This is a genomic window from Clostridium sp. UBA871 (assembly GCF_002295255.1).
In the GTDB taxonomy this organism is placed as follows: Bacteria; Bacillota; Clostridia; order Clostridiales; family Clostridiaceae; genus Clostridium_J; species Clostridium_J sulfidigenes.
This window is the reverse complement of record NZ_DBFV01000001.1, coordinates 1-13,497: the sequence shown is the minus strand read 5'-3', so window position 1 is coordinate 13,497 and position 13,497 is coordinate 1. Positions and strand designations below refer to the sequence as shown.

The window sequence follows — 13,497 nt, the reverse complement described above, 5'->3', positions numbered from 1 at the left end:
GCATGAATAAAACAACTAGTTGACTAGTTAAATAGCTAAATAGTTAACTATATAAAAGGTAACCTATATAAAGTTCCAACATATAGGTGATAAACTCGAATACCACGTTCCTAAAAAAGTTATACACTTAAATAAATAAAAATACACCACCTTTAATATGGATGGTGTATAACAAATTATATTTGAATTAAACTAATTAGTTCCTAAATTAAAATTATTTATTATTTTTATAAAATATAACATGATCTCTCCACTTTCCATTTATGTGTAGATATTCTTTACATATACCTAGTTCATTAAATCCACATGCCTTTAAAACTCTTTGTGACTTTTCATTATCAACTAAAGTTGTTGCTTCTATTCTATGAAGTCCTAATTCTTCATAGGCATATGTTACAACTAAACTAACAGCTTCTTTCATATATCCATTTCCCTGATACTGTTCGTCCATAGAGTATCCTATAAATGCACTCTTAAATACACCGTGGACTATATTATATATACGTATTCTTCCTATCATCTTCTCTGCTTTATATATTCCAAAGTGAGCTCCTTCACCCTTAATAAATTCTTTGTAATTCTCTATTAAAGATTGCTTTTGAACTTCTACTGTATAAAATTCTTCATCTCTGTGCGGTTCAAACTTTGATAGAAAGTCCTTATTTCTCGTATAATACTCTAATAAATCACTTGCATCATCAGAATTAAGAACTCTTATACTTATTTTATTTCCTTGAATTTCTAGCTCCTTCTTATATGAATTATTATAAAATTCTTCTTCTACTATTCCAAATAATAAACTACCTTCATATTTAAAATTTGTTATAATACTATCTGATATATATCCTTCTAATTGAAATCCTAAGTTTGTAAAAGGAGTTAAACTTATTTTTTCATCACATATAATATTAACTTTATGAAGACCTTTGCTTTTTATTAAGTTATTTAGCATCAACTTTAGGGCATCTTGTAATGTTTTATTAGCATCTCTTCCACTTTTATAAAACTTTAATTTTATAATTACACCTTTATTCTCATGGTCTAAATCTAAGATTATAAATCTTCCTACTATAATTCCAGATGAATCTCTTATTATATATTTATTTGCTTCATCAGTTGCATTACTAATACTTACTTCCCTTTCACTGCTCAACTTCATTACCTCCCCTTTTAAAAATACTATAATTTCCTCTATATATTAGAAATACAAACAAGATAGAAATACTCAAGCTTATTGGTATTAAATAAAAAGTTTTTGCTGTCCCTATAATATCATTTAATCTTCCCATAATAAGATTTAGAATCATACTTATAGTGCTTGATAATGTTAAAATTAATCCTGTTATATATGAACTATTATCTTTAAAAACCTTACTAATAGTAGCTACTACTGTAGGATATGCGATTGCAAAGAATAGTCCTGTTACACATATTAAAATGAGAGCATTATGTCCAACAATTAGAGCAATTATTAATAATACACATGCAATTAGTAAAGAATATAAAACTGATTGTAAGTATCCTAACTTTTCAGCTACAAACCCACCTAATAATCTACCTATAGTAAGTAAAAAGAAAAAGGCTGACAAAAACATAGCTCCACTACTGCTAGTATAGTTATAACTTTCCATGAGGAAATTAACTATCCAATTAGACATTCCCATTTCTGCAAACACGTATGTTCCTAATGCTATAGCATAGATATACATATACTTTTCTTTAAAAGCTATAGCTATATTAAATTTATTTTCTTTTTTAGTTATATTAAAATTAGGGATTTTTATAAAGAAAAATATTATTAATACTACAATAAAAATCATTGCTATTCTAAAGAATACACTTCTCCAACTTACTCCATTGTCTAAAATGTTTCCAATAGCAAATTGTCCTACCGTAGATCCAAATCCATAAAAACAATGAGCTGAATTCATCATTATTGCTTGGAATGTAATAAATAGAGCTGGTATTAGCGTATTTACTCCAATCATTACAAAAGCAATACCCATGTTTATTAAAAACATTCCAATTAATAGTATTGTATAAGTTTTAGAGAAAGCTACTATTAAAACAGAGGCTATAATAGTGAAAAGCCCCGTACAGATTACATTTCTTTGTCCAAATTTTTCACATAGTAGTCCACCTATATAAGTAAATATTATGTATCCTAAAGAACATACCGATAAGAGCATGCCCATACTTGTATTATTTGTATTAAAAGTCTCTTTAAATACAGGGACAAATATTCCCTTAGTGTTATCGACTATAGCAATTACAGCCATAATAATAAATATAAATATTGTTATGGCAAAACTTTGGTTTTTCTTCACTAACATCACTCCTTTTTCAATGATATTATATCATAATTAATATATGTTTTTATTGAATTGAATCCTTTATTTTTTATAGCTATTAAGTAAAGTAATTATCCTAACAAAAATATACTATTGTATATATTAATTCATTAATTAATATAAAAAAGATATAAATATGAATAAGAATAATAGACAAGTATTCAAATCAAGAATGGCTGATATATTAACCTACTGTAATATTGACATATGTTATCATCTATGTTTAATTTAAACTATAGGATATATTTCCTTAATTTCATATGTGTCAACAATATGTAAAGCTTATCTAAAATGAAAGGGGATAGTCTCATGATGAAAAAAGAAGAAATAAAAGAAAGAGTTAATGAGTTAATACCTGAACTCATAGACTCTATAAAAGAAGCTGTAAGTTTTAGAAGCGTTATAGACGAGGATAACCCTAATTATCCATTTGGTAAAAATATAGACGATTGTCTAAAAAGCACCTTAAATTTATGTGAGTCTTTAGGCTTTAAAACTTACTATGATAAGGATGGTTACTATGGTTATGCAGAGGTTGGCCAGGGCCCTGAATTAGTTGGAGTTCTTGGCCACTTAGATGTAGTTCCTGAAGGAGATTTGAATTCTTGGACATACCCTCCATACGAATTAACTATAGTTGATGATAAAATATATGGAAGAGGAACTCAAGATGATAAAGGTCCTACTATAGCTTGCATATATGCAGTAAAAGCTTTATTGGACTTAGGAATCAAATTAAATAAAAGAATAAGATTTATATTTGGAACAGATGAAGAAAATCTTTGGAGAGGTATTAATAAATATAAAGAGAATGGTGAAGAAATTCCTGCTATGGGAATAACTCCCGATAGTGAATTCTTCTGTATAAATGCAGAAAAAGGATTACTTCAATCTACTTTAACTTGTAAAAAGAGTTCTAATTTAACTTTAAGTGCAGGAAATGCATTTAATTCTGTTCCTGATAACGCTACATATACAGGAACTGCAGAAGAAATTAATTCTCTTAAAAATGTATTAAACAGTTTAAATTATAAATATATTTTAAATGAAAACTCTATTTCTGTTATTGGAAAAGGTGTTCACTCTGCAGATAGTGCTGAGGGGATTAATGCTATTTCTAGACTAGCTATAGCTTTAGAACAAATGGGCTCATCATCTAACTCAATAAAATTTATAGCAAATGTAATTGGTGAAGATGTTGCAATTAAAAATCTCATACCAAAATGTGAAGATGTATCTGGAAAACTAACTGTAAATGTAGGTAAAATTGATTTAAATGAAGATATAGAAACTATATCTTTAGATATTAGAATTCCTGTTACCTATAAAAAAGAAGATATAGTTAATCCATTAAAGGCAAAAGCTTTAGAATATGATTTAGAATATAATGAGTTCGACTGGATGGAATCCATATATGTTCCTGCAGACCATTTCTTAATTAAAACATTGAAAGAAGTCTATGATGAAGAAACAGGATATGATGGAATACCAGAATCATCTGGTGGAGCTACTTATGCTAGAGCTATAGATAACTGTGTAGCCTTTGGTATGGTATTCCCTACCTCAGAAAAGACAGAACATCAACCAAATGAATTTATAACTATGCATGATTTAGTTAAAGCTACAGAAATTTATGCCTTAGCATTATATAAATTAGCTAAATAAGCTGAATTCTTAGAGCTTTGCTCTTTAGAAATTGTTATCAATAGTCGTAATTGCTTTACCTTTCATAAAAAATAGAAGTATCGGTTCAAGTAATTATCGGATAAACATAATTTTTAAAATAAGAATCCGTCAAGTATTATACTGACGGATTTTTATATTATAAACTTAAATAAGCAATTACACTCTGCTAAAGGTATGTTTTACTTAATGTTGATTTTTATTAGATTCCTTTTAATTAGCTTTCTTTAAGTAAGTCCTTTATTACTTCTCCACCTATTATCATTCCTGCCACTGGTGGCACAAAAGATATGCTCCCTGGTATTTGTCTTTTTATAGCACACTTTTTAGTCCCGCCTGTACATACACACCCTGTTTTACAAGTAACCACATCATCTTGTTTTGGTTTTGTAGGCATCTCCTCAGAGTAAACTACCATAAGGGATTTAATCTCTCTTTTTCTAAGTTCATGCCTCATAACCTTTGCAAGTGGACACACTTTAGTATCATATATATCTGCAACTTTAAATTGTGTAGGATCAAACTTGTTTCCTGTACCCATAGAGCAGATTATTTTTATACCCTTTTCATTACAATACTCTACCAGAGCAATCTTTGCTGATACAGTATCTATAGCATCTACAACATAATCAACATCATCACTAATTATTTCTGGAATATTTTCTTTAGTAACAAAAACTTGATGAGTTATTACATTACATGCTTTATTAATTGAAAGAACTCTATCTTTCATAGCCTCAACTTTTACTTTTCCTACAGTATCATAAGTTGCATGTATTTGTCTATTTAAATTAGTTAAACAAATAGTATCATCATCAACTAAAACAATAGTTCCAACACCTGCTCTTACTAATGCTTCTACTGTAAAGCTGCCTACTCCACCTACTCCAAATACTATAATCTTACTGCCTTTTAATTTATTTAAACCATCTTTTCCTATTAATAGCTCTGTTCTTGATAATGAATGTTGTAACATTTTTGCATCTCCTTAATATGTGGTATTTACCTTATAACCTTAAAGATATTTTTAACTTTTTCTTTTAAATCATAAATAAATACATAAATTTTTATTCTCTGAATATATCAATTTTATATTTTTTACTAATATAATTCAACTGTGTATTTATGTTAAGTATTTCTAAAGCTTATTACAAGCTAAGAACTCTGTTTATATTTCGAACTTTATATACTCAAAAAAGCTAAATCTTAAAAAGTATAATTACTTTTATAAGATTTAGCTTTTTTGATTTAGATAAGATACAAATAAGTTTTACCTTTAATTTACCTTAGCTTAATTCATGAACAAAGATTCCACTTCTTAATTTTGGTTCAAACCAAGTTGATTTAGGAGGCATAACTTCTCCAGCATCAGCAATGTTCATAAGTTCTTCTATGCTTGTTGGATTCATAGAGAACGCAACTTTCATTCCTTCAGCTACTCTTCTTTCAAGTTCTTTGAGACCTCTGATTCCACCAACAAAATCTATTCTATCACTTGTTCTTGGATCTTCTATAGCAAGTATTGGTCTTAGAAGGTTTTCTTGTAGTATAGATACATCTAAACTCTTAACTGGATCTTTTGAATCATAAGTTCCATCTATAGCAGTTAACTTATACCACTTGTTATCTAAATACATTCCAAAATAACCTTTTCCTTCTGGTCTGTATTGGCCTTCTCTCTTATACTCTTCTACAGTAAACTTCTCAGAAACTTTATTTAAGAATTCTTCGCTAGAATTTCCATTTAAATCTTTTACTACTCTGTTATAATCCATTACATATAAATCATCTGCTGGGAATATAACTGATAGGAAAAAGTTGAATTCCTCTTCTCCAGTATAGCTAGGATTTGCTTCTCTTCTCATTTTACCTACTTTTACAGCAGATGCAGCTCTATGGTGACCATCAGCTATATAAAGATATTTAACTGATTTAAATAACTCTTCTAATCTTTTTACAGTTTCAGTGTCATTTATAACCCATACAATATGAGATATTCCATCTTCGGAAACGAAGTTGTATTCTGGCTCTTTAGCAGTCCATGAAGCAACTATTTCATCAATTTCTCCTACATTTTTGTATGTTAAGAAAATTGGACCTGTATTTGCATTACAATGGTCAACGTGATTAATTCTATCTTGCTCTTTTTCAGCTCTAGTGTGCTCATGTTTTTTAATTATATCATTCATATAATCATCTATAGAAGTACATCCAACTATACCAGTTTGAACTCTTCCATCCATGATTTGTCTATAAATATACATGCTTGGAGCATTATCTTGAATATAAGTTCCATCTTCTCTCATCTTGTCTAAAGTTTTTCTAGCGGTGTTATAAACTATTTCATCATATTGATTTGTTTCTGCTGGTAAATCAATTTGTGCTTTATCAACATGTAAGAAAGAGTAAGGGTTTCCTTTAACCATTTCCCTAGCTTCTTCTGTGTTCATAACATCATAAGGAAGAGCTGCTACTTTTGAAACTAGCTCTTTTGTTGGTCTTATGCTTTTAAAAGGTCTTACAACTGCCATATTTTTTCCTCCTACGTAATTAATATTATTTAAAGAAATCGAATATAGTTTGAACTATTTCTTCACCTATTCTTGTTTGAGCTTCTACTGTTGCTGCTCCAATGTGTGGTGTAACTGATACTCTTGGATGGTTAACTAGATCTTCATTCTTAGTTGGTTCAACTTCAAATACATCAACGCCTGCTCCTCTTAACTTTCCACTATTTAAAGCTTCAAGTAAAGCAGCTTCATCTACAACTCCACCTCTAGCACAGTTAATTAGTACAGCTCCATCTTTCATAATATCAAGTTGAGCTTTACCTATTGTAGCTCCTTGCTCTTTTATGAATGGTATATGAAGAGATACATAATCAGATTTAGATAATACTTCTTCTAAAGTACCATATTCATATTTATCATACCCTTCAGCTTTACCAAGGATATCAGTATACATAATTTTCATTCCTAATACTTCAGCCTTTTGAGCTAAACATTTTGAAATTCTTCCGAAACCTATTAAGCCTAAAGTTTTTCCACTTAACTCAATACCTTCATATTTTTTCTTTTCCCATTTTCCTTCTCTCATAGTCACATTTGCAGTACTTACAAATCTAGAAACTGCAAACATATGAGCTAGTGCAAGTTCTGCAACTGATGCACTACTAGAATTAGGAGTGTTAGCAACTCTTATTCCTTTTTCAGTAGCATATGCTACATCTATATTATCTACACCTACTCCACCACGGATTATTAATTTTAATCTTCCTGTTTCACAAGCTTTATCTATTATTGGTTGTCTAACCTTTGTAGCACTTCTTACTACTACTACATCAAAGTTTTGTAAAGCTACTCCTAATTCTTCAGGCTCATAAAATTTCTCTATAACTTCATATCCATTATCTTTTAATACCTGTATTCCACTTTTCTCCATGCCATCAGTAACTAATACTCTTATCATGACGATACCCTCCTAAAATAAAATTAATTAATAATTAATTATTTAAAATCTAACTTCATCCACATACATTAAGTATATAAATTGAAAACTTATACATTTTAAACTTGTATATGAATCTTTATTACTTGAAAATTAAGAAGGGAATTACCCCTTCTTAATTATTCAAGTCCTAATATTTCGTTAATGTTCTTTAATAATTCTTCAATTTCTGCTGGAGTAGTCTCTGCCATGTGAGCTATTCTGAAAGTCTTATCTTTTAACTTTCCATATCCATTAGAAATTTGATATCCTCTTTCTCCTAGAGCTTTGTTTAAAGCTGCAACATCAATATTTCTAGTATTCTTTATGTTAGTTAAAGTGTTAGACATATATCTTTCATCTGGTAATATTTCAAAGTATTTTCTTGCCCATGCTCTAACAATTTCTCCGCCTTCTATGTGTCTTGCATATCTCTTATCAAGACCTTCTTTATTTATAATCTTATCAAGTTGATACTCTAATGCAAACATGTGAGATAATGAAGGTGTTGATGGATATTGATAATCTTTCTTTTGAATGTATTCATATAATGATAAAAGATCTAAGTATAATCCTCTATGTGGAACTTGTTTTGCTCTCTCTATAGCTTTCTTAGAGAAAGTACACATTGACATTCCTGGAGGAAGTCCAATAGCTTTTTGAGTTGAAGTAATACAAATGTCTACTCCCCATTCATCTACTTTTAATTCTGTTCCTGCAGCTGAGCTTACAGTGTCTAAGCAGAATACAACATCTGGATATTTTTTCACTACTTTAGCTATTTCATCTAGTGGGTTCATAACACCAGTTGAAGTTTCGTTGTGAGTAACTGTTATTAAATCATATTTTCCAGTGGCTAAAACTTCATCTACTTGCTCTGGAGTTGTTGGTGTACCCCATTCAACTTCATATAAATCTGCTGGTACATTGTTAGCTACAGCCATTTCATACCATCTCTTACCAAAAGCACCTACAGCAAAAACTGCAGCTCTCTTAGCTGTGCATGAACGAACAGCACCTTCCATAAGCCCACTACCAGAAGTAGTTGAAAGTAATATTTCTTCTTTTGTATTAAATATAACTCTCATGTAATCACTAATTTGTCTTTGTATTCTTGATGCCTCTTTGCTTCTGTGTCCTATCATTGGTGTAGCCATTTTTTCTAATACGTCTTGTGCCACATCAACTGGACCTGGTATAAATAATCTCTTGTGCATGATTCACCCTCCTAAAATAAAGTAAACTTTATAATTTCCAATATCTGATTTGAAATCAATTACATTTTAACATTTTTCCATAGGTTTCTCAACCATAATAAATTAAATATTGGGATATATTATTATAATTTAAATTTTTATTAAGTTTTTGGAAATATAATACTTATTTCAATCTGATTTCTTCGTATATTTCATCAAATATATCTTTTACACAATGTCCTCTTACAAAATTAGAGCAATTATTACAACTTTGTTCTAATTGCATAAGTATTTCATTTGGATAATATGATCTCTCATTATAAAATGAACAGTTTTGAGCAATTCTACTTTTAATTTCATTGGACACCATTACTTTAACACTCCTATGTATTATAATATTATATCTTTTGTATTATCATATATTTTATACCTACTTTTTAATTTAATAATCGAAACAATCTAAAACAGATTCTGTTTCTCTACAATACCTTACAATTAAACATTGTCCTAAGTTTCTAGGACATTTTTTACACATACAATTAACTTCCTTTCCATCACATTTATTTTGTTTAAAATCAGGACATTTCTCACAATTATAAACTACTATATCCATTACCATTTTTATTTCCTCTTTCTAATTTAAAATATTTCGTTATTGTTTAATCTACATAATTAAACTAGTTTAAAACAATATTATATATATGCTTATTTGTGCTTAAAATTAAAATAATTATAATATAAATACTATAGTTATCACTTATAAAAGTTGATATACTATAGAAGTAAAGCCTTATATATATTAAAAATATACACCTTTATTTGAAGAGTGTAAATAAATTCAAGGGAGTTGATTATTATAAAAGACTTTACCACTAGAATTCCACTACCCTATAAACTATTTCTATGTCTTAGTGGAATATTAATATTAGTATCTTTTCTTTTTAACTCACCACATCAGATATTCATTGGCTTAAAAAATATAATCTTAAACCCAGATATACTCATAACAGATTACATGGAAATTGGCGGTGTTGGTGCAACTTTCATAAACTGTGCACTTTTGATTATATTTTATGTAATAATGCTAATTTTTTTAAACGTTAAACCCTCAGGAACTATAATTGCAGGTGTATTTACAGTAAGTGGTTTTTCCCTTTTCGGTAAAAACATTTTAAATATCTGGCCTATTATATTTGGTATTTGGTTGTACTCCAGATTTCAAAAGGAACCATTCTCCAATTATATAGTTACTGCACTTTTTGGAACAACCTTATCTCCAGCTTTAATTCAACTAATTGGTACTACTACAATACCTCTTTATCTATCTGTTATGATAGGTATCCTTATTAGTATAGTAATAGGTTTTTTACTTCCACCCTTAGCTTCTGCTTGTATGAGAATACATCAAGGATATAGCCTTTATAATGTAGGCCTAGCTGCAGGATTAATAGGTACAGTATTAATGTCTTTACTTAGAGCTTTTGGTATTGACTTTGAAAGTAGAATTATATGGTCTACAGGCAATAATGTTCCTTTTATTATATTATTTTCAATGATATTTTTAGCTATGATAACTTTGGGTTTTTACTATAATGGTAATAGCTTTAAAAACATTACAAAAATAACGAGATATTCTGGTAGATTGCTTACAGATTTTTATCTTATTTTTGGTGAAGGAATTACTTTAATAAATATGGGGATTCTAGGACTCTTTTCAATGTTTTTAGTTGTTTTAGTAAATGGTGACTTGAATGGTCCAACTTTAGGTGGTATATTAACTATTGTTGGGTTTGGAGCCTTTGGTAAGCATCTAAAAAATATAATCCCTATAATGTTCGGTATAATATTATGTACTTTCTTTAATATTTGGGAAATAAACTCGCCTAGCGTTATTCTAAGTTTACTTTTTGGTACAACTCTAGCTCCAATTGCAGGTTCTTTTGGATGGCTGTGGGGAATAATTGCAGGAGTATTACATGCTTGCCTAGTAATGAATATTACATATTTACACGGTGGAATGATTTTATATAATAATGGCTTTTCAGGTGGCCTTGTATGTATGTTCTTACTACCACTAATTTCTGCATTTAGAAAGGAATATTAATTATGAAACACTTACGTCAAAGAAATATAAAAATACTTAGTGAGCTAACTAGTTACTTAGTTAGAATTGGCTGTAGTGATCTACATATAGATTTTAATACTAAGGGTGATATTACCTATATCAGCTTTACCAGTGTAAATCCTGATATTAGTGAGCAAATACTAAATGATTTGACATCTCAGTTAAACATGCCAAGGAGACAAGATATTGAGGAGTATTACTGGGCTCTTAATGGAGATAATGATTCCTCTTCTGAATTAAGTTTAGTAGGCATGATGACTGATTCTGTGGATGTAAACTACACTAATGACGTATTAAAAATTAGTTTAACTAGATTAAAATAATTTTTAACACATTTTATAAAAATAAGTATAGGTAATAAAGTTTACCTATACTTATTTTAAATTTTTAGCTAATAAAGCAGCTCCAATAGCTCCAGCAAATCTTGCACTATCTTTTGTTTTAACCTGTGAGCCTAATTTTTCAGATAAACTATTTACTATATATTCACAGTTGCAAAGTCCACCAGTTAAAAAATAGTTTTGTGCAGTAGAATGCTTACCACATATGGTGGCTACTTTACTTACGATTGAATCTACAATAGCAAATGCAATATCTTCTTTCTTTCTACCAGTTCCTATTAAACTTATAACTTCTGATTCCGCAAATACAGTACACATAGAACTTATACTTGCATCCTTTCCATCAGTTGCTAACTTACATAATTCATCTATATTTACCCCTAATGTATTAGCCATAATCTCTATAAATCTTCCTGTTCCTGCAGAACACTTGTCATTCATTGTGAAATTCGTTATAAGTCCTCCTTCTACAGTTATAACCTTGGTATCCTGACCACCAATATCTACTACAGTGCAATCTTCATCATATATATAAGCAGCTCCTTTACCATGACACGTTATCTCAGTTACAGTCTTATCTGCATAGGGAACCGATACCCTACCATAACCTGTAGCTATGATTTTTCTATTTTTTTTGCTTATACCTCTATCATCTAATATACTTTCTATTTTTTTTGCAGTTTCTAAACTACTCCATCCTGTAGGGATTACAAAAGTATTATTTATTATATCATTTTCAAATATAGCTACCTTTGCAGCTGTTGATCCTATATCTATACCGATGTAAAACATATGCTCCCCCCTAACTTAAATTTTAATTAACTTTCTACATAAACAAAATCTCTTTAAAAAAGCCCAACATATGAACGTTGAGCCATGAAAAGGAAAATATTATGTTTTAGAAATTGTTTAGATATCTGATTACATTATTATATTATCATAATATTAGGCTTTATAGCTTTTGAATTTTAAATAGTAATTCACTCTTCTATTACATATCTAAATGGATACTAAAACGTCTACTGGTTTAGTAAGCTCTATAAAGTTTTCACCTAAACTACACTCATAGGCAAATACATCAACTCCATTACCTTTAGCAAACCTTAATGCATCTGCAAATGCCTTATCCATTTTGTCATTTGGTTTAAAAGTACTTATATTATCCATTTGAATTAAAAATATAACTCCTGCACCTCTACCTGAATTTTTCACCTCTATTAACTCTAAAAGATGTTTACGACCTCTGTCCGTAGGCGCATCTGGAAACATACTATGTCCATTTTCCTCTAAAGTTACTCCTTTAACCTCTAAGTAATATTCTTTTCCACTTTCATTAGTTAACTTAAAATCAAATCTGCTATTACCAAAAGTTTTTTCCCTACATATAGTCGTATAACTTTCTAAGCCCTTAATCTTCTTATTTATTAATGCTTCTTCTACAATTTTATTTGGAGCTTGAGAATCTATGTTTATTAACTTTCCATTTTTATATCCACCAATTAGGCTAAATCTAGTCTTTCTATTAGCTCCATTCTCTGTTCTTATTAATACATTGCATCCTGGAATTAGAATTTCTCTACATCTTCCCGTATTAGGTACATGCACCAACTCTTCTTTACCATCTATTATTACATATCCTTGAAATCTATTAGGTCTTCTTACAAATTCAACAACCCTAGTTTCTTTATCAAAAATCATATTTTTATCCTCCATGTTTATTTAAAATTTATATAACATTTTATATAAATATAATATTTATCCACAAATAAGCTAAAATTCCTTAGAATTTATCCACTTATAATTCTAATATGTTACTAATTATTTGATTTTATAAGTATTTATCTATATCTTTATTTTAATTATACTATGATTAAAATAACTTTAGCATGATATTATTTTTATATTAAATAATAAGAAAACCTCCTGTTTATAAAAACAGAAGGTTTTCTTATCTATATTATCTGGGGTGGAGGATGGGACTCGAACCCACGACAACCAGAACCACAATCTGGCGCTCTACCAACTGAACTACATCCACCATATTTGGAGCGGGTGAAGGGAATCGAACCCTCGTAACTAGCTTGGAAGGCTAGCACTCTACCATTGAGTTACACCCGCATATTGGAGCGGAAGACGAGATTCGAACTCGCGACGTTCACCTTGGCAAGGTGACGCTCTACCACTGAGCCACTCCCGCATAATCAAAATTTCATTTTTAGACATAAAAATAACTGAATCACATTATACTTGCCTGCTTTAATTTAGCTCATATCTAATTCAGCATATTTATAATATTGGTGGCTCACCGGGGGATC

13 protein-coding genes and 3 tRNA genes are annotated in these 13,497 nt (G+C 29.6%); 3 read left to right on the top strand and 13 right to left on the bottom strand.

Features of this window, described 5'->3' with window-relative positions; all coding sequences use genetic code 11:
* Positions 1–214: 214 nt before the first annotated feature.
* Positions 215–1,159 carry a GNAT family N-acetyltransferase gene (locus B3086_RS00080; RefSeq protein WP_414632257.1) on the bottom strand — a complete coding sequence of 315 codons (945 nt, stop codon included), beginning with the start codon at positions 1,157–1,159 and terminating at the stop codon, positions 215–217.
* Positions 1,143–2,327 carry an MFS transporter gene (locus B3086_RS00075; protein ID WP_346880518.1) on the bottom strand — a complete coding sequence of 395 codons (1,185 nt, stop codon included), beginning with the start codon at positions 2,325–2,327 and terminating at the stop codon, positions 1,143–1,145. The genes B3086_RS00080 and B3086_RS00075 overlap by 17 nt, the downstream gene beginning before the upstream one ends.
* 333 nt (positions 2,328–2,660) lie before the next feature.
* Between B3086_RS00075 and B3086_RS00070 the strand changes: the two genes are divergently transcribed.
* Positions 2,661–4,016 (top strand): M20 family metallopeptidase, encoded by a 1,356-nt coding sequence (locus tag B3086_RS00070; RefSeq protein WP_346849296.1) that lies wholly within the window; start codon positions 2,661–2,663, stop codon positions 4,014–4,016.
* Positions 4,017–4,251: 235 nt separating this feature from the next.
* Here the strand turns inward: B3086_RS00070 and B3086_RS00065 are convergent, their stop codons facing one another.
* The 6 genes from B3086_RS00065 to B3086_RS00040 form a co-directional block, all read right to left on the bottom strand.
* Positions 4,252–5,010 carry a tRNA threonylcarbamoyladenosine dehydratase gene (locus B3086_RS00065; RefSeq protein WP_346849295.1) on the bottom strand — a complete coding sequence of 253 codons (759 nt, stop codon included), beginning with the start codon at positions 5,008–5,010 and terminating at the stop codon, positions 4,252–4,254.
* A 310-nt stretch (positions 5,011–5,320) separates the two neighbouring features.
* Entirely contained in the window at positions 5,321–6,565 is a 1,245-nt protein-coding gene (locus tag B3086_RS00060) for a DUF1015 domain-containing protein (protein WP_346849294.1), read from the bottom strand.
* A 25-nt stretch (positions 6,566–6,590) separates the two neighbouring features.
* Positions 6,591–7,502, bottom strand: coding sequence for a D-2-hydroxyacid dehydrogenase (locus tag B3086_RS00055; protein WP_346880517.1), 912 nt, complete (start codon positions 7,500–7,502; stop codon positions 6,591–6,593).
* A 158-nt stretch (positions 7,503–7,660) separates the two neighbouring features.
* Complete coding sequence (locus B3086_RS00050) at positions 7,661–8,737, bottom strand: pyridoxal-phosphate-dependent aminotransferase family protein (RefSeq protein WP_035135214.1); 1,077 nt, start codon at positions 8,735–8,737, stop codon at positions 7,661–7,663.
* Positions 8,738–8,900: 163 nt separating this feature from the next.
* Positions 8,901–9,086, bottom strand: a complete 186-nt coding sequence (locus B3086_RS00045; RefSeq protein ID WP_035135212.1) for a hypothetical protein — start codon at positions 9,084–9,086, stop codon at positions 8,901–8,903.
* 72 nt (positions 9,087–9,158) lie between these two features.
* Positions 9,159–9,335: a hypothetical protein gene (locus B3086_RS00040; protein ID WP_167403159.1), complete on the bottom strand. Its 177-nt coding sequence runs from the start codon at positions 9,333–9,335 to the stop codon at positions 9,159–9,161.
* Positions 9,336–9,563: 228 nt separating this feature from the next.
* Between B3086_RS00040 and B3086_RS00035 the strand changes: the two genes are divergently transcribed.
* On the top strand, positions 9,564–10,820 hold the full coding sequence (locus B3086_RS00035) for a DUF1576 domain-containing protein (RefSeq protein ID WP_346876372.1): 1,257 nt from the start codon (positions 9,564–9,566) through the stop codon (positions 10,818–10,820).
* A 2-nt stretch (positions 10,821–10,822) separates the two neighbouring features.
* The gene (locus B3086_RS00030; RefSeq protein ID WP_035135210.1) at positions 10,823–11,164 is read left to right on the top strand and encodes a hypothetical protein; all 342 of its coding nucleotides are present in this window, start codon (positions 10,823–10,825) and stop codon (positions 11,162–11,164) included.
* Between the two features lie 51 nt (positions 11,165–11,215).
* On the opposite strand, the gene B3086_RS00025 is transcribed toward B3086_RS00030, so the two are convergent.
* The 5 genes from B3086_RS00025 to B3086_RS00005 all read right to left on the bottom strand — a co-directional run bounded on the left by B3086_RS00025 (position 11,216) and on the right by B3086_RS00005 (position 13,379).
* Positions 11,216–11,974, bottom strand: coding sequence for an acyl-CoA dehydratase activase (locus B3086_RS00025; protein ID WP_346849293.1), 759 nt, complete (start codon positions 11,972–11,974; stop codon positions 11,216–11,218).
* A gap of 207 nt (positions 11,975–12,181) precedes the next feature.
* On the bottom strand, positions 12,182–12,880 hold the full coding sequence (gene sfsA / locus B3086_RS00020; RefSeq protein WP_346876371.1) for a DNA/RNA nuclease SfsA: 699 nt from the start codon (positions 12,878–12,880) through the stop codon (positions 12,182–12,184).
* Positions 12,881–13,144: 264 nt separating this feature from the next.
* Positions 13,145–13,220 (bottom strand) — tRNA-His (locus tag B3086_RS00015).
* Between the two features lie 6 nt (positions 13,221–13,226).
* A tRNA-Gly gene (locus tag B3086_RS00010) sits at positions 13,227–13,300 on the bottom strand.
* A 4-nt stretch (positions 13,301–13,304) separates the two neighbouring features.
* Positions 13,305–13,379, bottom strand: a tRNA-Gly gene (locus B3086_RS00005).
* Between the last annotated feature and the right edge of the window lie 118 nt (positions 13,380–13,497).

What these genes read in the sequence shown, in the direction of transcription:
- B3086_RS00080 (WP_414632257.1), bottom strand. Translation starts at nt 1,159, where the DNA reads ATGAAGTTGAGCAGTGAAAGGGAAGTAAGTATTAGTAATGCAACTGAT.
- B3086_RS00070 (WP_346849296.1), top strand. Translation starts at nt 2,661, where the DNA reads ATGATGAAAAAAGAAGAAATAAAAGAAAGAGTTAATGAGTTAATACCT.
- B3086_RS00065 (WP_346849295.1), bottom strand. Translation starts at nt 5,010, where the DNA reads ATGTTACAACATTCATTATCAAGAACAGAGCTATTAATAGGAAAAGAT.
- B3086_RS00060 (WP_346849294.1), bottom strand. Translation starts at nt 6,565, where the DNA reads ATGGCAGTTGTAAGACCTTTTAAAAGCATAAGACCAACAAAAGAGCTA.
- B3086_RS00055 (WP_346880517.1), bottom strand. Translation starts at nt 7,502, where the DNA reads ATGATAAGAGTATTAGTTACTGATGGCATGGAGAAAAGTGGAATACAG.
- B3086_RS00050 (WP_035135214.1), bottom strand. Translation starts at nt 8,737, where the DNA reads ATGCACAAGAGATTATTTATACCAGGTCCAGTTGATGTGGCACAAGAC.
- B3086_RS00045 (WP_035135212.1), bottom strand. Translation starts at nt 9,086, where the DNA reads ATGGTGTCCAATGAAATTAAAAGTAGAATTGCTCAAAACTGTTCATTT.
- B3086_RS00040 (WP_167403159.1), bottom strand. Translation starts at nt 9,335, where the DNA reads ATGGTAATGGATATAGTAGTTTATAATTGTGAGAAATGTCCTGATTTT.
- B3086_RS00030 (WP_035135210.1), top strand. Translation starts at nt 10,823, where the DNA reads ATGAAACACTTACGTCAAAGAAATATAAAAATACTTAGTGAGCTAACT.
- B3086_RS00025 (WP_346849293.1), bottom strand. Translation starts at nt 11,974, where the DNA reads ATGTTTTACATCGGTATAGATATAGGATCAACAGCTGCAAAGGTAGCT.
- sfsA (WP_346876371.1), bottom strand. Translation starts at nt 12,880, where the DNA reads ATGATTTTTGATAAAGAAACTAGGGTTGTTGAATTTGTAAGAAGACCT.